Annotated in this window: 18 protein-coding genes; 6 read left to right on the top strand and 12 right to left on the bottom strand. The window is 68.9% G+C overall.

The genetic code is table 11. The features are described from left to right. Positions 1–3: 3 nt before the first annotated feature. The 10 genes from ACQ4LY_RS04675 to ACQ4LY_RS04630 all read right to left on the bottom strand — a co-directional run bounded on the left by ACQ4LY_RS04675 (position 4) and on the right by ACQ4LY_RS04630 (position 7,904). Complete coding sequence (locus tag ACQ4LY_RS04675) at positions 4–717, bottom strand: hypothetical protein (RefSeq protein ID WP_431074867.1); 714 nt, start codon at positions 715–717, stop codon at positions 4–6. A gap of 63 nt (positions 718–780) precedes the next feature. Next, entirely contained in the window at positions 781–1,197 is a 417-nt protein-coding gene (locus ACQ4LY_RS04670; protein ID WP_431074866.1) for a PIN domain-containing protein, read from the bottom strand. Continuing rightward, positions 1,181–1,414 (bottom strand): AbrB/MazE/SpoVT family DNA-binding domain-containing protein, encoded by a 234-nt coding sequence (locus ACQ4LY_RS04665; RefSeq protein ID WP_431074865.1) that lies wholly within the window; start codon positions 1,412–1,414, stop codon positions 1,181–1,183. The genes ACQ4LY_RS04670 and ACQ4LY_RS04665 overlap by 17 nt, the downstream gene beginning before the upstream one ends. Positions 1,415–1,453: 39 nt before the next feature. Further along, positions 1,454–2,569, bottom strand: a complete 1,116-nt coding sequence (locus tag ACQ4LY_RS04660; protein ID WP_431074864.1) for a hypothetical protein — start codon at positions 2,567–2,569, stop codon at positions 1,454–1,456. Beyond that, the gene (locus tag ACQ4LY_RS04655) at positions 2,569–3,357 is read right to left on the bottom strand and encodes a hypothetical protein (RefSeq protein WP_431074863.1); all 789 of its coding nucleotides are present in this window, start codon (positions 3,355–3,357) and stop codon (positions 2,569–2,571) included. Before ACQ4LY_RS04655 ends, ACQ4LY_RS04660 begins: the two co-directional genes overlap by 1 nt. Beyond that, positions 3,354–4,397 carry a vWA domain-containing protein gene (locus ACQ4LY_RS04650; protein WP_431074862.1) on the bottom strand — a complete coding sequence of 348 codons (1,044 nt, stop codon included), beginning with the start codon at positions 4,395–4,397 and terminating at the stop codon, positions 3,354–3,356. Before ACQ4LY_RS04650 ends, ACQ4LY_RS04655 begins: the two co-directional genes overlap by 4 nt. Continuing rightward, on the bottom strand, positions 4,394–5,380 hold the full coding sequence (locus tag ACQ4LY_RS04645) for a vWA domain-containing protein (RefSeq protein ID WP_431074861.1): 987 nt from the start codon (positions 5,378–5,380) through the stop codon (positions 4,394–4,396). The genes ACQ4LY_RS04650 and ACQ4LY_RS04645 overlap by 4 nt, the downstream gene beginning before the upstream one ends. Continuing rightward, a complete protein-coding gene (locus tag ACQ4LY_RS04640; RefSeq protein ID WP_431074860.1) occupies positions 5,371–5,862 on the bottom strand; it encodes a hypothetical protein in 492 nt (163 codons plus the stop codon). Before ACQ4LY_RS04640 ends, ACQ4LY_RS04645 begins: the two co-directional genes overlap by 10 nt. Continuing rightward, positions 5,849–6,736, bottom strand: coding sequence for a DUF58 domain-containing protein (locus ACQ4LY_RS04635; RefSeq protein ID WP_431074859.1), 888 nt, complete (start codon positions 6,734–6,736; stop codon positions 5,849–5,851). The genes ACQ4LY_RS04640 and ACQ4LY_RS04635 overlap by 14 nt, the downstream gene beginning before the upstream one ends. A 7-nt stretch (positions 6,737–6,743) precedes the next feature. Continuing rightward, on the bottom strand, positions 6,744–7,904 hold the full coding sequence (locus ACQ4LY_RS04630; RefSeq protein WP_431074858.1) for an AAA family ATPase: 1,161 nt from the start codon (positions 7,902–7,904) through the stop codon (positions 6,744–6,746). Positions 7,905–8,079: 175 nt separating this feature from the next. On the opposite strand from ACQ4LY_RS04630, the gene ACQ4LY_RS04625 reads away from it, so the two are divergent. Beyond that, entirely contained in the window at positions 8,080–8,943 is an 864-nt protein-coding gene (locus ACQ4LY_RS04625; protein ID WP_431074857.1) for a hypothetical protein, read from the top strand. On the opposite strand, the gene ACQ4LY_RS04620 is transcribed toward ACQ4LY_RS04625, so the two are convergent. Continuing rightward, positions 8,918–9,640: a Pr6Pr family membrane protein gene (locus ACQ4LY_RS04620; RefSeq protein ID WP_431074856.1), complete on the bottom strand. Its 723-nt coding sequence runs from the start codon at positions 9,638–9,640 to the stop codon at positions 8,918–8,920. The genes ACQ4LY_RS04625 and ACQ4LY_RS04620 overlap by 26 nt on opposite strands. A 111-nt stretch (positions 9,641–9,751) precedes the next feature. Between ACQ4LY_RS04620 and ACQ4LY_RS04615 the strand changes: the two genes are divergently transcribed. Continuing rightward, on the top strand, positions 9,752–11,911 hold the full coding sequence (locus ACQ4LY_RS04615; RefSeq protein ID WP_431074854.1) for an adenylate/guanylate cyclase domain-containing protein: 2,160 nt from the start codon (positions 9,752–9,754) through the stop codon (positions 11,909–11,911). Position 11,912: 1 nt separating this feature from the next. After that, the gene (locus ACQ4LY_RS04610; RefSeq protein WP_431074853.1) at positions 11,913–13,358 is read left to right on the top strand and encodes a mechanosensitive ion channel domain-containing protein; all 1,446 of its coding nucleotides are present in this window, start codon (positions 11,913–11,915) and stop codon (positions 13,356–13,358) included. A gap of 353 nt (positions 13,359–13,711) precedes the next feature. Here the strand turns inward: ACQ4LY_RS04610 and ACQ4LY_RS04605 are convergent, their stop codons facing one another. Next, a complete protein-coding gene (locus tag ACQ4LY_RS04605) occupies positions 13,712–14,647 on the bottom strand; it encodes a DMT family transporter (RefSeq protein ID WP_431074852.1) in 936 nt (311 codons plus the stop codon). 542 nt (positions 14,648–15,189) lie between these two features. Here ACQ4LY_RS04605 and ACQ4LY_RS04600 point away from each other — a divergent pair. The 3 genes from ACQ4LY_RS04600 (at position 15,190) to ACQ4LY_RS04590 (ending at position 19,047) form a co-directional block, all read left to right on the top strand. Then, complete coding sequence (locus ACQ4LY_RS04600) at positions 15,190–16,476, top strand: adenylosuccinate synthase (RefSeq protein ID WP_431074851.1); 1,287 nt, start codon at positions 15,190–15,192, stop codon at positions 16,474–16,476. Positions 16,477–16,483: 7 nt separating this feature from the next. After that, on the top strand, positions 16,484–17,593 hold the full coding sequence (locus tag ACQ4LY_RS04595; protein ID WP_431074849.1) for a lactonase family protein: 1,110 nt from the start codon (positions 16,484–16,486) through the stop codon (positions 17,591–17,593). Between the two features lie 80 nt (positions 17,594–17,673). Continuing rightward, on the top strand, positions 17,674–19,047 hold the full coding sequence (locus ACQ4LY_RS04590) for an MFS transporter (protein WP_431074848.1): 1,374 nt from the start codon (positions 17,674–17,676) through the stop codon (positions 19,045–19,047). Positions 19,048–19,155 lie beyond the last annotated feature (108 nt).

The following is a 19,155-nucleotide window of genomic DNA, read 5'->3' as shown; positions in this document are numbered from 1 at the left end:
CCGCTAGCGCGAGGGCAGCTCGCTCACGTCGAACTGCACCAGGGCATCTCCGGGGATGTCCGCGACGATGGTCTGCGTGCCCTCGGCGCCGGGGCGGAGGAGCTCCGACGGGAAGGCGGCCTCTATCGTGTACTCGCCGGGGTAGACGAGGTACAGCAGAGGGGCGTCGGTCGCGTCCGGCGCGACGATCTCATCGATGCCGGCGATGCGGAACGGAGCGGGCTCGAGAACGACCTTGCTCTGCACCGCGGCGATCGACAGAGCGAGTGTCAACGACTGCTCGAGAGTCCACTCGGATGCCTCGTCGTCCCACCGCACCTGCAGTGAGGACTCGTGCGGTTCGCCGTCGAGCACGTAGGAGAACGTCACGCGGCGCAGATCCTCGTCGTCGCCGATCTTCGCTGCGCGAGGCTGCACCTCGACGTCTTCGATCCGGCCATCGGCGCCGAGAAGCACGGCGTCGGTGCGCAGCGTCTCGAAGTCGCCGACGTCGGCGGTCGTCGAGTTCGCGTGCTCGGCTTCGACGGCTGCGCTGTCGAGCGCGGTCGCGGTCGTCGCGTCTCCCTCGGCGATGGCAGTGAGGTACTCGCTCACGACCTCCGTCGGATCGGGTCGCTGCCCGCCGACGCACCCGGTCAGCAACAGCGCTGACACCGCGATGAGAGCGGATGTGGCAACGCCACGACGGCTGTCGAATCTGCGCGAAGTGAGACTCATGCGATCGAGCCTAGATGCAGCAGAGCGGAGAGCCAGGGGATCTCGGGCGCGATCGCGGGAGGGTCAGATCAGCTGGACGTCCGTCTTCAGCGCCGCATACGTCCCGAGTGCGCGCCGGTCGCAGGTCAGCAGCGTGATCTCGGCGGAGCGTGCCGCGAGCGCCACAAGTCCGTCGTACACGGCGCCGCCGGCCACTCCGGCTTCGGCCAACTCGGTCACGGCGCGCACGGCGTCATCGGCGGGCAGGGCGACGGATGCGCGGAACTCCCGGGCGATCACGCGGCTCGCGGCCGCGGGGCTGAGGCGGCTGCCGCCGGGCAATCTCGTGAGCACGGAGTAGGTCTCGAGCAGCGCATGACCGGCGAGCCCGAGGATCAGTCCGGCGCAGGCGTCGCGGACCTCGTCGTGGGCCGTGCTGTCTTCGGTGACCAGGGCGACGGCCGCGCTCGTATCGAGGAGCAGGTCAGCGCTGGTCGGCAAGCCGGAGCTCCCGGATGTCGTCTGAGGTGAGTGTGGTTCCGCTGCCGCGAACGACCAGGCGTCCGTCCTTCTCGACGAGATCGTCAGGGGCCGCGACCTCGATGCGGATGCCCGTTCCGTCGATCATGATGTCGACCGGTCCCGGAAGGATGCCGAGGCGCTCGCGGATCGGTGCAGGGATCACGATCCGCCCCGCCTTATCGATGGTCGTCTGCATGCCATGACGCTACCACCGGAATGGTAGACGCGACAGGGTTCACTGGAATCCTGGATAGTCCTTCAACTTCTCCTCGAACTCCGCCTGGTCGCCCTCGCTCAGCACGGCGCTCGCGATCACGACCATCTGCAGGCCTTCGAGCGGTTCTCCGGTGCGGGCGTTCTGCGCTTCGCGGGTCTTGAGGAAGTCGCCCGTCGGATCGTTCGAGAGGTCGTAGATGTTGGCGTACAGCCGCATCGGGTCGGGGTAGTTGTCGGTGTAGTACTCCCACGTGTGCTGCTCGCGGGGGTCCTCGCTGCCGTAGAGCTTCGCGATCATCGACGGATCGATGCCCGAGAACTCGCCGTTGAACGAGTACAGCGGGGGCAGCCCGTGCTCGGCCACGACCGAGTCGATCGTCGCCATCACGTCGAGCTTGGTGTTGTAGTCCTGGATCGGCTCGGTGGTGGCCCACCCGATCGAGGTGTACTCGACGAGCATCGACTCCCCGCCGTAGCCGTTGCGCTCCGGACGCAGGTCTTCGTCGCCGACCTGCACCCACTCGTACCCGTACTCCGCGGTGATGCGTTCGCGGATCTCGGCGAACAGACCGTCGGCCTCCGACCGCACCTCTTCGAGCGACTGCTGCTGCAGAGCATCCTGCGGATCGGTGCCCTTGATGCCGGGGTAGGCCTCTTCGTGCTTCTGCTCCTCGGTCTTCATGCCGTCGTAGCTGCCGGACGCCGAGGTCTGCAGCGCGCCGATGCCGCCGACCGTGGCGACGTTGAAGACGAGCGCGATCCCGAGGGCGACCGCGGCGAGCGTGCGACCGCGCGCGGTGAAGAGGGTGCCGACGATCACGGCGATGACCACGAGCTGCAGAGCGAGCATGGTGACGCCGTAGAGGGTGTCGGTCGCGCCGACGGCCAGCGTGATGAGCAGGATCACCGCGAACAGGATGCCGACGACCAGGGCGATCCACCCGAGCGCGTTCGCCGGCTTCTTCGTCTCGGATGCCGTCGCGGTGGCCGTGGCAGCGGGGGTCGGTGCACCGTACTGCGGCTGCGTGACGGCCCCTGACTGACGGCGTGCGTTGCGATAGCCGCCGGGCGGCGGGACGGGCGGCGCCCCCTCGGTGCCGGCGACGTAGCGCGCCCGCTGCTTCTCGTGATCCATCACCATGGCTTGTCCGTCCCCGAGCCGCCGCCGTCGTCGCCCTGCTGCTGATCGCGCTCCTGCGTGCCCTGCTCGAGCTGCTCCTTGAGCTCTTCGAGCTTGTCCTCGGAGGGCTGCGGCTGCGGCTCCCCCTGCTGCTCCTCGGGAGGAGCCTCCTGCTCGCTCTGCTGCTTCTGCTTCAGGCGGTCCTCGAGGCCCTCCTTGCTCTCCTGCAGGTCGCGGTCGGGGTCGGAGGTCTGCTGCTGCGCCTCGTCGCTGTTGCACTCCTCGGGCATCTCGGTCGTGACCGTGAGAGCCTCGCCGTAGAGCGCGGCGGCGCCCGCACCGTCGCCGTCCGCACGGGCGGCATCGCCCATCCGCTCGATCACCAGGGCGAGGTTGATGCGCACGCTGCACACCTCGAGGCCGGTCGCGAGGTCGAGTGATTCCTCGAGCTTGCCGCGAGCCTCGGGAAGCATCTCGGCCCCGGCGAGTGCCGTGCCCACGTTGAAGGGCGCCTTGTAGGGCTCGAACCAGTTGAGGAACTCCTGGCCCCGCGCCGAGGACTCCGACCCCGAGAAGTTGTCGGCGACGTAGGCGGAGATCGACTGGTGCGCGAAGGCGTACATGCTCAGGATCTTGCCGACGAAGAGCAGCGCTGCGAGCGTCAGCGGCAGGGTGCCGATCGCGACCCAGCGGCGGATGCGACGGCGTCGCCGATTCGAGGCGAGCAGCGCGGCGGCGGCTGCCGCCCTCAGGTCGTCGGGGCCGGTGGGCGCTGCGCCCTCGCGGGTCGACAGGTCGGTCATGCGGCACCTCCGTCGGTGGGACGCTTCTCGCGACGGGCGCGGGGGCGGGTGCGCGCGGACGGCGCACGCAGCAGGCGCAGCCGGGCGACGAGCATGCTGGCCCGCGCGAGCTCGACGCCGAGCAGGGCCAGCACCACGAGGGCGGCGATCCAGTACAGCTCGGTGACGTTGCCGACCGATCCGGACTCGGCGTAGTTCGTCGTCGTCGACGGTGCTTCGGGCAGCGTCAGCTCTGTGTCTGCGGTGCGGTGCTGGTACTCGACTCCGAGCTCGGCCGCGATCGCCTCGAGGTTGCCCTCGTCGATCACCGACAGCGCGTTCGACCCCTGGTACTCGATGTACTCGCCCGAGCCCGATCCGTCGAGGCCGCCGGTGGTCAGCTGCATCGGGCCGCCCTCGGCGGTGCCGTAGCCGAGCACGGCTCCGCTGTCGGTGAAGCTCCTGCTGCCATCGAAGGGCTCGGGCGCCGAGGTCACGGTCTGCTCGCCGTCGCCGAAGTAGAAGACCATGCGGGAGCGGTCGGGAGAGGCGGCCGCCGCGTTCGAGAGGGTGTCGGCGAGCAGCTGGTTCGCGAGGCCGATCGAGCTGCCTCGCGACTGACTCGTCACCTCGGGCCGCAGCACATCGAGCGACGAGACGAGCGAGGTCGTGTCGGTGGTGAGCGGCATCCGCAGGTCGGCTGAGGCGTCGAACGTGATCAGTGCGAAGCGGGCTCCGGGGTACTCGTCGACGATGGTCTGCACGTCGGCCCGCACACCGTCGAGGCGGGGCTGATCGCCGTCCCAGTCCTCGGCGACGATGCTCGCGGTGGTGTCGACGACGAGCACGATGTCGGTGTCGGTCGCGAGCGTCTGCGTGACTCCCCCGGGGATCCCCGGTCGCAGGAACATGAAGAAGCAGGCCAGCAGCATGACGAGCCGCATGACCCACAGCGCCTTGTCCTTGCCCTTCGCCTTCGTCAGGGCGATCACGGCGAGAGCCGCCACGGGCACGCACAGCAGCACCAGGAGGAAGACATTGAGCACGGGCTGGAAGATCACAGCTTCACCCTCCACAGCACCACGATGAAGGAGAGCATCGAGATCATCAGGATGACGATCCAGAGGTCGGGTGTGTCGGTCCAGACGACCTGCGCCTGACCTTTCAGCTCGGTCGCCTCCTGCTCCTGCACCTGCTCGACGATGTCGCTGACGGTGGTGGTGTCGCGCAGACCGTAGGCGGCGCCGCCCGTGGCCTCGGCGGCCTTCGTGAGCTCGGCGCTCACGTCGGCGTCCTTGCCCTGCACGGGGTTGAGCGCGAACACCCGCACGTCGATCGAATCGGCGTAGGCGGCGGCCTCGTCGAGCGTCACGATCGAGGCTCCGTTGACCTCGTTGTCGGTGGCGAAGATGATCGACCGCGAACGCTCGTCGTCGGGGTGGTCGAACGCCATCGTGCAGGCGGCGAGGCCGTCGCCGATCAGCGATGCGCCGTTGCCGTTGAGCGTGCCGACCCAGTGCTCGGGGATCGACTCGTTGAAGTCGAAGCTCTCGCGGATGCTCTGCAGGTGGCCGCGGATGAATTCGTAGTCGTCGGTCAACGGGAAGATCTGCACGGGCGAGCTGTTGAAGATCGTCAGGCCGATGCGCTCACCCTCGAAGTCCTCGAGGAGTTCCTCGAAGACCGTCAGCACCTCGACGTCGACCTCTCGCATGGATCCCGAGACGTCGAGGCACAGCATGATGTCGCGGCTCGTGTTGACCGGCTGGATCGTCTGCGACGACATCGGTCGCGCCGACACGACACCGGCGGAGAGAGCCGCGATCACGCCGAGCAGCAGGATTCCCGACAGTGCGAGCACTCGGCGGTTCAGCGCGGTGCGGAAGGTCGGCAGCGCGCGCAGGCGCTCGGCACGGGCGACGCGAGCCCGCTCGTGCGCCTCGGTCTTCGCGCCGCTGCGCAGCCCGACGACCACGCCGACGACGATCGCCACGATCACGACGCCCGCGGCGACGAGGATCAGCCACCAGTTCGCTAGTGCCATGTGCGCACCACCGTTCTCGCGGCCTCGGCACCGGCGACCGGGTCGATCGCCGGACCCTGACGGAAGATGCTGGGGTAGTAGTGGCGACCCATCGCATCGATCAGCGCAGGGTGCACCCCGCGCGACACCAGGTCGTCGAGCGCGAGCACCGGAGCCTCGAGTCCGCTGTACTCGTTGACGAACGTGCGCACCACGCGGCTGAACTCGAGGTTCGCATTGCGCGCCGAGAGCGTGCGGGCGCGGTAGTCGTCCTCGATGCGCTGGATGCGGTCGAGGTACTCCACGCGCAGCTGCGACAGCACGTCCGTGGTGAGCAGCTGCGGCCCCTGCGTCTCGCCGGTCAGGGTGAGATCGCGACGGGGGCGCGTGAGGGCGACCAGCAGCCAGGCGGCCGAGATCAGCACGATCAGGATGCCGAAGGCGAGCAGGATCCAGCCCCAGCCGTACTGGGCCGGAGGGTAGAGCTCATCAGAGCCGGGCATTCGACCTCCGATTCAGCAGCTGCAGCAGCTGCGAGACGGCGTCGTCCTGACCGGCCAGAACGCTGTGGCTGATCTCCATGCGCTTGAGGACCTCGGCGAGACGGGCGGCGTCTGCTTCGGTCTGGGCGGTGAGCTCGCGGATGATGTCGAGGTCGCCCTGCACGAAGTCGGGCACCTCCCACATGCTGTCGACGTCGCTGCGGATCGTGTTCGTGGTGTGGTCGAGCACCGGATCGGCGTCGCTCACGGTGAGCCACAGCACGTCGTGCTGCACGCGCAGTCGGCGCAGCATCCGCTCGGTCTCGTCGGTGATGGGAGCCTCGTCGGTGATCACGCAGACGATCATGCGCCGCGAGATCGTGCGGGTGACGTACGAGAGCAGGGCGTCGCGGTCGCTCGACGCGGTGCTCGAATCGATCGCCTGGTCGATCGTGCGCAGCGCGTGCTCGAGCGCGCCCTCGCTGCGTCCGGGCGCACGGCGCCGCACGCGGTCGGAATCGCCGTAGACGAGCGAGAAGTCGTCGCCGTGACGCAGAGCCAGCACGCCGAGCACGCCCGTCGCGAGGATCGCGAGATCCTTCTTCGACTTCTCGTCGTGCGCGAGGGCCGCCATCGACCTTCCCGTGTCGACCACGAACAGGATCGTGTGCATCCGCATCGCGCGGTGCCTCTTGACGAGCGGCGTGCCCAGTCGGGCCGTGGCGCGCCAGTCGATGTCGCGCACCTGATCGCCGTACTCGTACTTGCGCAGGTCCTCGAAGTCGAGGCTGCGGCCGTGCAGCAGCGACGCGTAGGCGCCGTCGAGCGCGTGCAGCGACTTGCGCGACGAGTGGATGAAGAGCTTGCTCTTCACCTGGGTGATCAGGCTGGCCATGGCGGGATCAGGGCGTGGGCACGGATGCGAAGATCTGGTCGATGATCTCCTCGCTGCGGATGCCCTCGGCGTCGGCCTCGAAGGTCAGCAGCACGCGGTGGCGCAGCACCAGGTGACGGAGCGAGCGGATGTCCTCCGGCAGCACGTGAGCGCGACCGTTCAGCAGAGCCAGGGCGCGGGACGCCTGCAGGAAGGCGATGCTCGCACGGGGGCTCGCGCCGTACTTGATGAAGCGGGCGCGGTCTTCGCCGATGTAGGGCGCGGGGTTCCTGGTGACGTAGGCGATCGAGACGATGTAGTTGCGGATCGCGGGGTCGACGTAGATGCGGCTCGCGACGTCCTGCAGCATGTGCACGTCGTCGAGGCTGATCGCGCTCGAGACGTGACGGTCGGGGTCGAGCACGCCCGAGTCGATGCGTCCGAGGATCTCGAACTCCTCGGCGGGGCTCGGGTACTCGACGATCTCCTTGAGCAGGAAGCGGTCCATCTGGGCCTCGGGCAGCTCGTACGTGCCCTCCTGCTCGATGGGGTTCTGCGTCGCGATCACGAGGAACGGCTTCGGCAGGTGGTGCACCTCGCCGCCGATCGTGGTCTGGTGCTCCTGCATCGCCTCGAGCATGGCGCTCTGGGTCTTGGCGCTCGACCGGTTGATCTCGTCGAGCAGCACGAAGTTGGCGTGCACGGGGCCGAGCACGGTGCGGAACGATCCGGTCGCCGCGTCGTAGATCTGGTTGCCGGTGATGTCGCTGGGCAGCAGGTCGGGGGTGCACTGGATGCGCTTGAACTGCGCCTTGACCGTGTCGGCCAGTGTGCTCGCTGCGGTGGTCTTCGCGAGCCCCGGAACGCTCTCGAGCAGGATGTGGCCGCCCGCGATCAGCGAGATCAGCAGGCTCATGCGCAGCCGCTCCTGGCCGACCATCTTCGCGGAGTACGCGTCGGAGACCGTCTTGAGCACCTCGCTCGCGCGGCGGAGCTCGGCCTCGGTGGGCGCCTCGGACTTCTTCGACGCCGACGACGATGCGGCGGGGGCTTCCGGCGCCGGGCCCGCCGCGGCGGATGCGCCGGTCGTCGGGGCGGGTGGTGCCGGACGGACCGACTGCGTGGAGGGCGCCGGCGGAGGCGGCGGCGTCGCACCTGCGGAGGTGCCGGGCGCGTAGGGCTCGTTCATCGGTGTGTCTCCTCGTTCCCACGGGGACGCGTCGACGATCCCCCGTCGACCAGCGTAACCGCATCCGGTCTTCCCGCTCCGGCCCGGATACGGATGCGCGCGGCGACGCGTATATCGGCAGGCGCGATGAACCCGTGATTAGCTGAGGTCTCGATCTTCGGATGATGCGGGAACGATGAAGCAGCCCAGAACGATGCCGCGCAGTGCGCTCGAGTACTCGATCGGACGACCGCTGTGGGTGGCCGTCGTCGTGCTGAACGTGATCCTCGCGGCCATCGCCACTGTGCTGTGCATCTGGATGTATCTGCAGGACACCGCATCCATGCGCCCGATCCTGGGTGTGCTCATCGCCGTCCCCGCGCTCTGGTGGGTGATCGCGGTGACGCTGTGGCTCACGACTCTGTCTCGCCGACGCGTCAGCGCGGAGGACATCAGTCGGGCGAGTGCGAGCGTCGCCGGGGGGATCCTTCTTCCCGGATCGAAGCTGGCGCCCGCGATGACGCTGGTCGCGGCGCTCGCCGCGGCGTCGACCTTCGCGGTCGCCGCGATGACCGTCAGGGGTGCGGGGAGTGTCGTCTGGGCGGTGTTCGGTCCGATCGTCAGCCACCTGATCTCACTGCGGCAGCCTCGGCGACTGTTCCTGCATCCCCGCGGGCTCGGATCGGCGACCTTCCACCTCGATGCCGAGGTGCACTGGGACGACATCCAGAGCATCGACGTCGGCGTCGGCATGAACAACTCGATGGTGCTCAAGGTCGCCGTGCGCCCCGGGGCCGTCAGCTATCGGGAGAGGTGGCGCCATCCGTTCTCACGCAGGCGCGGCGTGATCGACGTCGACCCTTCAGCGCTGGGCGTGGACGGAACGCTGCTGTGGCTCGCGCTTCGCCTCTATCGACTGGAGCCCTCGATGCGGGAGGAGCTCCGCGGCGACCGGGTTCCCGGTCGACTTCTCGATGCGCGGGCGGCCGTGGCCACGACACCGCAGCAGGTGAGCGCTCCGGTGCTCTCGGTGTTCAGCCCTGAGAGCGCGATCCGCTAGCCGTGTCCGTCGTGCTGCCGCGCCGGCGGCCGATCCAGACCACCAAGCACGCGACGCCGATGATGGCGATCGCGATGCCGACGATGTACCCCGAGACGCCGAGGTAGCCGCCGGGCACCAGGTGCGGGTTGAGGAACGGGTACGGGTACCACCAGGCCTCCCCGGTGGCGGGGGCGATGATGAGGTTCGCGCGGATCATCGTGTAGACGACCCAGACGATCGGGAAGATCGCGACGATGGCGACGGCGCTCCAACCGAGCGCCCGACGGCGCGGGGCGAAGAGGAGGTCGGCGAGGAGGAACAGCGGGATGACGACATGCAGCACCTCGTTCGACCACGGCACGGTCACGCCCTGAGGCAGCTCGACGCCTCTCAGCAGCGTGTTGTAGACGATGCCGGTGACGATCATGTAGGTGCTCACGCAGGCCAGGACGATCGCGAACCATGTCGGCTCGGGCGCGGCGTCGCGGCGGTGTCGCAGCGCCCAGATCGCGCCGATCGTCAGGACGATCACCGCGAGCACGTTGGACAGGATCGTGAAGAAGCTGAGGAAGTTCGCCGCGACAGTGGGGATGTGCTGGCCCCACTCGGTCGTGGCGTTCAGCGCGTTCTGGATGCTGCGCGCCAGCTGCGCGATGATCGCCGCGAGTCCGAGCACGGCTGCTGCGAGTCGTGCAAAGGGCCACCAGGTCGTCATATTCGCCTCCGCGCACACTTTATCGGTCGCGAAGTGTCTGGACGCTAGACCGATATGTCGATATGTCGATAGCGTCAGCGGGAGAGCACATCGCGCGGCCGGGAGGGGCATATGAGCGAGGGCACGGCAGGATCGACGACCACGGAGCCACGCAAGCGGTCCTGGCGGGGGAGGGCCGGCCTCAGCATCCAGTCGAAGCTCCTCATCATGCTCCTGGCGGTGAGTCTCGTCTCGTCGGTGATCGTGGGTGCGATCGGCTTCATCAATGGACGCGAGTCACTTCACGCCTCAGCCGTCGATCAGCTCATCACGATCCGCTCGATGCGGGCGGCCGAGATCACGGATGCCCTCGAGACGGTCAAACGCGATGCCTCGCTGAACTCCCGCAACCTCAGCGCGCAGAACCTCTCGACCGCGATCAACGAGGGCTTCGAGGAACTGCAGCAGGAGCAGCCGGAGCCGGGCGAGCGCGCAGAGCTCGAGACGTACTACAAGGACGTCTTCATCCCCCAGCTCGAAGGACGCACCGGCGATGAGTACGGCGACAGCGCCTTCATCCCCGACTCGGTGGGCGGGCAGCACCTGCAGGCCCACTTCACCATGCAGAACCAGGATTTCGACGCCGACTACGACACCCTCCTCAACGACAACGACCCGGGTGACGGAACACTGTACGGCGAGGCATCGGTGCGGTACGGCGACTACTTCACCCGACTCGTGAAGGAGGCCGGGTACGAGGATGCGCTGCTGCTGAACCTCGACGGCGACGTCGTGTTCTCGGCCTACAAGGGACCGGAACTCGGCACGAACCTGCTGACCGGGCCGTACCGCGACACGGTGCTCGCCGGCGCGTATGCGGACGCCATCGCGACGAACTCGGTGAACACCGTGATCCTCACCGACTTCGAACGCTGGATCCCCTCGCTCAACGTCCCGACCATCTGGGTCGTCTCGCCGGTGGGCAACGACAGCGGCATCACGGGCGCCATCGCATTCCAGGTTGCCCTCGACACGATCAACGACCTCACCACGGGGTCGGAGGGGTGGAAGGAGCAGGGGCTCGGCGACACCGGCGAGGTCTACCTCGTCGGCCGTGACGACCTGATGCGCAGCAACTCACGCCGACTCATCGAGGACCCCGAGACGTACGCCGACATCGCGATCGACGGAGGTGTCCCGCCGAGCGTCGCCGAGCGGGCGGTCGAGGTCAACGGCACTGTGCTGCTGCAGCAGGTGAATACGCAGGCGGTGACGGATGCCCAGGCAGGCCGCTCCGGCACCACGGAGGGCCGGGACTATCTCGGCGGCGAGAGCGTCACGGCTTATGCGCCACTGGAGGTCGAAGGGCTCGACTGGGTGATCATCGCGCGGATCGACTCCGAGGAGGCATTCGCGCCGGTCAGTGACTTCACCCGCACGGTGCTGCTGTCGCTGCTCGGCATCCTGCTGGGCGTCTCGCTGCTGTCGCTGCTGCTCGCGCAGGTGTTCACGCGTCCCGTGCACAGGCTCGTCGGTGCGGTCCATCGCGTCGCCGAGGGCGATCTCGACGTGCAGGTGCCGCAGGGTGCGCGCGACGAGTTCGGTGATCTCGGCAGTGCGTTCAATGACATGGCGTCGAGCCTGCGCATCAAACAGGAGCTGATCGACGAGCAGCAGGCCGAGAACGAGAAGCTCCTGCTCACGCTGATGCCCGAGAGCGTCGCTGCGAAGTACAAGCAGGGTGACGAGGCGATCTCGGAGGCGCACGAGAACGTGTCCGTCGTGTTCGCCGAGCTCGTCGGCTTCGACGACTATGCCCGCGGTCTCACCACCGAGCAGGAGATCGGCCACCTCAACACCCTGATGCGCGGCTTCGACGAGGCGGCCGAGAAGGCGGGCGTCGAGAAGGTCCGCACCCTTCGCGGCGGCTACCTCGCCTCGTCCGGGCTGATCGTTCCGCGCGTCGACAACGTGCGCCGCAGCGTCGACTTCGCCAAGAACCTGCTCGGCGTCGTCGAGCGATTCAACGCGCAGAACGGGTCATCGATCGGCCTGCGCGCGGGCGTCGACACCGGCACCGTGACGAGCGGACTCGTCGCGCGGACGAGCCTCGCCTACGACCTCTGGGGTGACGCCGTGAACCTCGCCTATCGGGTGCGCTCGGTGACCGGCGAGCCCGGCGTGTACGTGAGCCAGACGGTCTACGACCGCACTCGCGAGATCTTCACCTTCACCGAGGCGGGCACCGTCGAGGCGCACGGCAAGAGCGAGACCGTCTGGAAGGTGAGCTGACATGCTCGACGACGCGTTCCGCGACGGCTGGGGCTGGTGGGTCATCGCCCTCGCCGTCGGCGTGCCGGTGCTGCTCGTCGTCCTCACCGAGCTGATCAACGGGCTCCGACGCCGCAACAATCCGCTCGCGGGACCCCTGCGCCTGCTGCGCAACGGGGTGATTCCCGTCGGCGCGCTGTTCGCGCTGCTGGCCTTCGCAATCCAGTCGCCCGCTGACCAGGTCTGGACCCGCGTCGCCGCGACGATCTTCGGGTTCCTCGTGATCCTGCTGCTGCTGTCGTCGTTCAACGTCGCTCTGTTCGCGAACGCGGCCGAGGACTCGTGGCGCAAGCGCATCCCGACGATCTTCGTCGAGATCGCCCGTCTCGTGCTCGTCGCCCTCGGCCTCGCGCTGCTGTTCTCGTGGGTGTGGGATGCCGACGTGGGCGGCCTGTTCACGGCCCTCGGCGTCGGGTCGATCGTGATCGGCCTCGCACTGCAGAACGCGGTCGGCGGCGTCATCTCGGGCCTGCTGCTGCTGTTCGAGCAGCCGTTCAAGATCGGCGACTTCCTCGATGCGGCAGGCGTCAGGGGCCGCGTGGTCGAGGTCAACTGGCGTGCCGTGCACATCGACACCGGCTCCGGCATCCAGATCGTCCCGAACTCGAGCCTCTCGGGGGCGTCGTTCACGAACCTCTCCGAACCGGACGGGCCGTACTCGGCGTCCACCGATGTGAAGTTCGCGACCGATGACCCCCCTCACGAGGTCATGGCGCTGCTCGTCGAGGTCGCCGATGCCCTGCCGATGCTCGCGGATCGCGAGCGGGCGTCGGTCAGCTACTCGGGGGGTGGGGCGTACGGCGTCTCGATTCCGGTCGCGGGGCCCGCGGATGCCGGACGTGCACTCTCGATGTACCTGTCGTGGGTCTGGTATGCGGCGCGGCGGCGTGGATTCGCGCTCGACGGCGACGCCACCGACCCGATCGCCGAGCCCGGCCGCCTCGCCGAGGCGCTCGCCGAGATCGCCGGCACGCTGCATCTGCACGACGACGATATCGAGGCCATGACGCAGAACTCGCACCTCGAGCGCTACGGCGTCGGCGAGGTCGTCCTCGCCAGCGGTGTCGTTCCCGACGAGGTGCGGGTGGTCGTGTCGGGCCGGGCGGTGCTCGCCATCGAGGTCGATGGCGGTCGCGTCGAGTTCACATCGGCGGAGAAGGGCGACCTGATCGGTCAGACCGCGCTCACCCGCGAGCGGACACAGGCCGTGACGGTGGCGGGCGAGATACTGACCGTTCTCGTGCTGCCGCTCGCCACGATCGACGAGCTGATCCGCACCCGCCCGAGGCTCGCCGCCGAGATCGGAGAGTCGCTCGAACTCAAGCGCAAGCTCGCCGGCGACATGCTCGCGAGCGTCGAGGCACAGCGCGGGTCGATCCGTCAGCGCCGGTCGGTGTCGCCGCGCTGAGGTGCGCGTTTCGCGCGGTGCGGGGTCACCTTTGCAGCCGAAACGGGCGTGCGCGGTGCGTTATTGGCCTCGCCTGGATCGCTGGTGGTGTGGGGTCACTAGTGCACCCGGTTGGCGGTGCGGGGTCACTTTTGCAGCCGAAACGGGCGTGCGCGGTGTGTTATTGGCCCCGCGTGGATCGCTGGTGGTGCGGGGTCACTAGTGCACCTGGTTGGCGGTGCGGGGTCACTTTTGCAGCCGAAACGGGCGTGCGCGGTGCGTTATTGACCTCGCCTGGATCGCGCTTGCGGAGTTCGGTGGAACCGCCGGCTGAGTCGGGGGCGCTCGAGCGCTACGCCTAAGTCGATCGCGCGTCAGCGCGCGCGGCGGCTCCAGCGCATCCGGGTGACGAGCACGCCGAGCAGGCAGAGCGCGCCCCCGACGAACATGAGCGGCGTCGGCACCTCGCCGAGGATCGCCCACGACATGAGGATCGCGATCGCGGGAACGACGTAGGTCGTGGCCGAGGTCTGCCCTGCCGTGCTGCGCTGCAACACATATGCCCAGGTCGTGAACGCGATCGCGGTCGGGAAGATGCCGAGGTAGACGACCCACAGCGTCGAGTCGAGAGGTGCCGTCTGCAGCGCGCCGATCAGGCTTCCCACCCAGGGCAGCAGCGCGACGGTGCCGGCGGCCGCGCCGAGGAACGTGAGGGTCGTCGCATCGGTGCCCACGCTGAGCAGGCGCTTCTGCAGCAGGGTGCAGCCGGCGTACATCACGGCGGCCAGCAGCGCGAGCAGCAGCCCCGTGATGTCGGGCCCCTCGCTCGTCGACGAGTTCATGCCGATCAGCACCACGCCGAGGAACGCGATCGGGGGCCCGATGATGAGTGGCTTCGGGAAGCCCTCGCGCAGGAACAGTCCGCTGAAGATCACCACCATGAGGGGTGCGAGGTTCACGACCATCGCCGCCGTGCCCGCATCGAGGGTGCGCTCGGCGGCGTTGAGCGCGAGGTTGTAGACGCAGAACCAGCCGACGCCCCACACCGCGACGAGCCACCAGTGGCGGCGCTCGGGAAGACGGATGCCATGGCGCACCGCGATGATCGCGAGCACCACGGTGCCCACCGCCATGCGCAGCAGTGCCAGGGCGCCGGGGTCGAAGTGCGGACCCGCACCGCGGATGCCGATGAACGCCGACGCCCACAGCACGACCGTCACCAGGGCCGCGACGAGCACGAGCGGACCCTGTGTGCGGGGCTTCGCGGGATTCAGGCTGTCGTCGCGCTGGATGCGACCGGTCTTCGGCATCCTTTGATCCTGGCACCGGCCACCGACATCGGCGACGCGCCGGAACGACAGCATCCATTCCTTTTCCGCCAGTGATCCGAACGCATCCGCGGTTCCCGTCGCAGTTCGCGCCGCCGCCCGCGGACGCGACCGCATCCGCCGCCCGTGGGCGCGACCGCATTTCGTTGCCCGCGGCCTGTCGTCGCCGTCCCGGCCGGTGCCCATCATTCCGATCGCAGTTTGTGCCGCTCCGGAGCAAGCGTGACGGCACGAAGTGCGACCGGAACCCCGGATGCGCACGCGTGACGGCACGAAGTGCGACCGGAACCCCGGATGCGCAAGCGTGGCGGCACGAAGTGCGACCGGAACCCCGGATGCGCATCCCGGACGGCACGAAGTGCGACCGGAACCCCGGATGCGCAAGCGTGACGGCACGAAGCGCGACCGGAACCCCGGATGCGACGGCACGACGGCCGCGAAACAGCCCTTCGGTAGGATGGAGTCGCCCGACAAGGGCCAGCTCATCAGCCGGTGCAAACCCGGCGAAAGCAAGGGGGATACCCATGCCAGGAATCGTTATCGTCGGCGTCCAGTGGGGCGATGAGGGCAAGGGCAAGGCCACCGACCTGCTCGGCGAGCGCACCGACTGGGTCGTCAAGTTCAACGGCGGCAACAACGCGGGCCACACGGTCGTGGTCGGCAACGAGAAGTACGCGCTGCACCTGCTGCCCTCGGGCATCCTGTCGCCCGGGGTCACCCCGGTGATCGGCAACGGCGTCGTGATCGACCTCGAGGTGCTGTTCAGCGAGCTCGAGGCCCTCGGCGGCCGCGGCATCGACGTCTCGCGTCTCAAGGTGAGCGCCAACGCGCACATCATCACCCAGTATCACCGCACGCTCGACAAGGTCACCGAGCGGTTCCTCGGCAAGCGCATGATCGGCACGACCGGCCGCGGCATCGGCCCGGCGTACGCCGACAAGATCAACCGCGTCGGCATCCGCGTGCAGGATCTGTTCGACGAGAACATCCTGCGCCAGAAGGTCGAGGGCGCGCTCGACCAGAAGAACCACCTGCTCGTGAAGATCTTCAACCGTCGCGCGATCACGGCCGACGAGATCGTCGAAGACCTGCTGTCGTACGCCGAGCGCCTGCGTCCCATGGTCGCCGACACCGGCTACCTGCTCGACGAGGCGCTGCACCGCGGCGAGGTCGTCGTGTTCGAGGGCGGCCAGGCCACCATGCTCGACGTCGACCACGGCACGTACCCGTTCGTCACGTCGTCGTCGGCGACCGCCGGTGGCGCCTCGACCGGCTCGGGCATCGGGCCCGGTGCGCTCGACCGCATCGTCGGCATCGTCAAGGCCTACACGACCCGTGTCGGCTCGGGTCCGTTCCCGACCGAGCTGTTCGACGAGCAGGGCGAGTGGCTGCGCTCGCGCGGCTTCGAGTTCGGCACGACCACCGGCCGTCCTCGTCGCGTCGGCTGGTACGACGCCCCCATCACGCGATACGCGACCCGCGTCAACGGCATCACCGACCTGGTGCTCACCAAGCTCGACATCCTGACGGGCCTCGAGCAGATCCCGGTCTGCGTCGCCTACGACGTCGACGGCACGCGCTTCGACGAGGTGCCGGTCAACCAGACCGACTTCCACCACGCGACTCCCGTGCTCGAGTACTTCCCGGGGTGGAACGAGGACATCTCGACCGCGCGCACCTTCGACGACCTGCCCAAGAACGCGCAGGACTACGTGATCGCGCTCGAGGGCATGAGCAACACCCGCATCTCGGTCATCGGCGTCGGGCCCGAGCGCGATCAGGTCATCGTGCGTCACGACCTGCTCGACTGAGCGCGTCGTGACTCGGTTCTGGCTCGGCGGATACGGCTCCGCCATGGAGGGTTCCGCCGACGGCATCGGCCTGCTGGCTGGCGATGCCGACAGGCAGACCGCCCTCGAGTACCGCGGCGCGGTCACGCAGACCCCGTCGCCCTCGTGGCTGGCGCAGCATCCGACCCTCGACGTCGTCTACGCGGCGCTCGAGGGGGATGCCGCGGTGCAGGCCTTCGCGCGGAGCGGCGAATCGACGCTCCGGCCGCTGGGGGAGCCCGTCGAGGCGGGCGACTCGGTCTGCCACGTGGCGGTCGCGCCCGACGGAACCTCCCTGATCGCGAGCTGCTACGGCGACGGGCGGGTCGTGCGCATCGGCATCGATGCGCAGGGTCGCCTGGTGCCGGATGCAGTGAACAAGGCTGCCGAGCTGCGTGCGGCGCTCCTCGGCGAGCCGATCGAGACGGCGGCGCCCGCGGGGGTCGCCGCCGCGGCATCCGACCCGTACTCCGGCGAGCTCACAGCGAGCGGCGAGGCGCGAGTCTCGCACGCGCACGCCTCGGCGTTCCTGCCCGACGGGCGCATCGCCACGACGGACCTGGGCTTCGACCTCGTGCGGATCTGGCGTCAGACCGCGGGCGGCCTCGCCCTCGACCATGAGGTCGTGCTGCCGCTCGGCACCGGCCCGCGTCACATGGTCGTGCACCCCAGCGGTCATCTTCACGTCGTCACCGAGTACTCGTGCGAGGTGTTCACGCTCGCCGCCGGGCGCGACGGCACGTGGGCCGTGGCGTCGTCGGTGCTGGCGAGCCCCATCGCCGAGATCGGCGTGGACTTCCCCGCCGAGCTCGCCCGCACGCGCGATGCGCAGTTCCTCTACACGGCGCTCCGCGGCAGCAACACGATCGCGGCTCTGCGCGTGCGGGGCGGAGGCGAGAGCCTCGAGCCGATCGCGCTCGCCGACTCGGGCGTCGACTGGCCACGGCATCACCTCGTGCACCAGGGAAAGCTGCTCGTCGCCGGGCAGCGCTCCGACACGATCGCATTGCTCGATCTGGATGAGCGCACGGGGGCGCCGCTCGGCATCCGTCACACGGCCCAGGCGCCGACGCCCACGCACTTCCTGCCCGTTCGCTGACGCGCACCTGCCCGTTCGCTGACGAGCGCCCGCGGAGCCCGCTTGACCTCAACCTTTGTTGAGGTTCTACGGTCGTGCCTATGACCATCGACACGGATGGGGAGCAGGCCGCGAAGGTCGCCGCCCCCGGCATCATGAGTGGCGCGTACCTCTGGATCACGATCGGCGCCTGCGCGCTCGTGTTCCTGGGCGCATTCGAATCCCTCGCCGTCACGACGGTGATGCCGGCGGTGAGCGCCGACCTCGACGGGGAGCGTCTGTACGCGCTGGCATTCGCCGGTCCGCTGGCCACGGGTGTCATCGGCATGGTCGTCGCGGGCAACTGGTCGGATCGCCGCGGGCCGGTCGCGCCGCTCTACGCGTCAGTGGGTCTGTTCGTCGTCGGACTCGTCGTCGCTGGCGTCGCCCCGACCATGGAGGTGCTCGTCGTCGGCCGCTTCGCTCAAGGACTCGGCAACGGCGGACTGATGGTCGCACTGTACGTGGTGGTCGCGCGCGTCTACCCGCGCTCGCTGCATCCCGCGATCTTCGCCGGATTCGCGGCGGCGTGGGTCGTGCCCTCCCTCGTCGGACCGACCGTGGCCGGTGCCGTCACCGAACTCTGGAGCTGGCACTGGGTGTTCCTCGGGGTCGTCGTCCTGGTGGTGCCCGCCCTGTTGATGGTCGTCCCCGCTCTCCGCGGAATGTCGGGGTCGGGCGACGCCGCGACCCCGTGGGCGTTCGGCAGGATCGGGTGGTCGGTGCTCGCAGCGGTCGCCGTGCTCGTCCTCAACGTCGTCGGCGAGATTCCCGGAGTCGGCCCCGTCCTCGCCGCTGCAGCCGTCGTCGTGGCGCTCGTCGCGGTGCGGGCGCTGCTGCCGGTCGGCACGCTGCGCGCCCGTCGCGGTCTGCCTTCGGTGCTGCTCGTGCGGGGTCTCTCGGCCGCAGGGTTCCTCGGCGCCGAGGTGTACATCCCCTATCTGCTTACCCAGCGCTACGAGGTCTCACCCACGATCGCCGGCCTCTCGCTGACCGGCGGGGCGCTCGCGTGGTCGGCCGCCGCCACCGTGCAGGGGCGGATGGGGATGCGCCTCTCGAGCGCCACGGCCGTGCGGCTCGGCACGATCCTCGTCGTCGCGGGGGTCGTTCTCACGCTCGCCGCGGCGGTCGTCACGGCGCCCGTCGTCGTCATCATCGTCGCGTGGGTCGTCGCCGGGGCGGGAATGGGCCTGATGAGCCCGCGGACCAGCGCGCTGACCTTGGAGATGTCGGCACCCGAGAATCAAGGCTTCAACAGCGCGGCCATGACGGTCGCCGACTCGTTCGGAAGTGCGCTGGCCCTCGCCATCACGGGAGTGCTGTTCATCGGTCTCGCAGGGATCGCCGATCCGTTCGTGGCGGTGTTCGCCCTGGCCGGCGTCATCGCGCTCGCCGCGGCGGTGCTCGCGCCTCGAGTCACGGCGCGGAGTGAGTGAGGGCGGCCGTTCGCGATTCAGCATGGATCGAGGCCGCGGAGGCGATGCCGGCCACTGGGGGCGGACGAGGCATTCTCGTGCTGAGTCGTGAACCGGGATGGTGCGACA

The organism is Microbacterium phyllosphaerae, assembly GCF_050628115.1.
GTDB classification, from domain to species: Bacteria; Actinomycetota; Actinomycetes; order Actinomycetales; family Microbacteriaceae; genus Microbacterium; species Microbacterium phyllosphaerae_A.
Note: the sequence above shows the minus strand (reverse complement) of the source record. Positions and strands in the feature narration are given on the sequence as shown.

Excerpts from the sequence above, each read along its gene's own strand:
- ACQ4LY_RS04675 (WP_431074867.1), bottom strand. The coding sequence starts at position 717 with ATGAGTCTCACTTCGCGCAGATTCGACAGCCGTCGTGGCGTTGCCACA.
- ACQ4LY_RS04665 (WP_431074865.1), bottom strand. The coding sequence starts at position 1,414 with ATGCAGACGACCATCGATAAGGCGGGGCGGATCGTGATCCCTGCACCG.
- ACQ4LY_RS04660 (WP_431074864.1), bottom strand. The coding sequence starts at position 2,569 with ATGGATCACGAGAAGCAGCGGGCGCGCTACGTCGCCGGCACCGAGGGG.
- ACQ4LY_RS04655 (WP_431074863.1), bottom strand. The coding sequence starts at position 3,357 with ATGACCGACCTGTCGACCCGCGAGGGCGCAGCGCCCACCGGCCCCGAC.
- ACQ4LY_RS04645 (WP_431074861.1), bottom strand. The coding sequence starts at position 5,380 with ATGGCACTAGCGAACTGGTGGCTGATCCTCGTCGCCGCGGGCGTCGTG.
- ACQ4LY_RS04640 (WP_431074860.1), bottom strand. The coding sequence starts at position 5,862 with ATGCCCGGCTCTGATGAGCTCTACCCTCCGGCCCAGTACGGCTGGGGC.
- ACQ4LY_RS04635 (WP_431074859.1), bottom strand. The coding sequence starts at position 6,736 with ATGGCCAGCCTGATCACCCAGGTGAAGAGCAAGCTCTTCATCCACTCG.
- ACQ4LY_RS04630 (WP_431074858.1), bottom strand. The coding sequence starts at position 7,904 with ATGAACGAGCCCTACGCGCCCGGCACCTCCGCAGGTGCGACGCCGCCG.
- ACQ4LY_RS04625 (WP_431074857.1), top strand. The coding sequence starts at position 8,080 with ATGAAGCAGCCCAGAACGATGCCGCGCAGTGCGCTCGAGTACTCGATC.
- ACQ4LY_RS04620 (WP_431074856.1), bottom strand. The coding sequence starts at position 9,640 with ATGACGACCTGGTGGCCCTTTGCACGACTCGCAGCAGCCGTGCTCGGA.
- ACQ4LY_RS04615 (WP_431074854.1), top strand. The coding sequence starts at position 9,752 with ATGAGCGAGGGCACGGCAGGATCGACGACCACGGAGCCACGCAAGCGG.
- ACQ4LY_RS04610 (WP_431074853.1), top strand. The coding sequence starts at position 11,913 with ATGCTCGACGACGCGTTCCGCGACGGCTGGGGCTGGTGGGTCATCGCC.
- ACQ4LY_RS04605 (WP_431074852.1), bottom strand. The coding sequence starts at position 14,647 with ATGCCGAAGACCGGTCGCATCCAGCGCGACGACAGCCTGAATCCCGCG.
- ACQ4LY_RS04600 (WP_431074851.1), top strand. The coding sequence starts at position 15,190 with ATGCCAGGAATCGTTATCGTCGGCGTCCAGTGGGGCGATGAGGGCAAG.
- ACQ4LY_RS04590 (WP_431074848.1), top strand. The coding sequence starts at position 17,674 with ATGACCATCGACACGGATGGGGAGCAGGCCGCGAAGGTCGCCGCCCCC.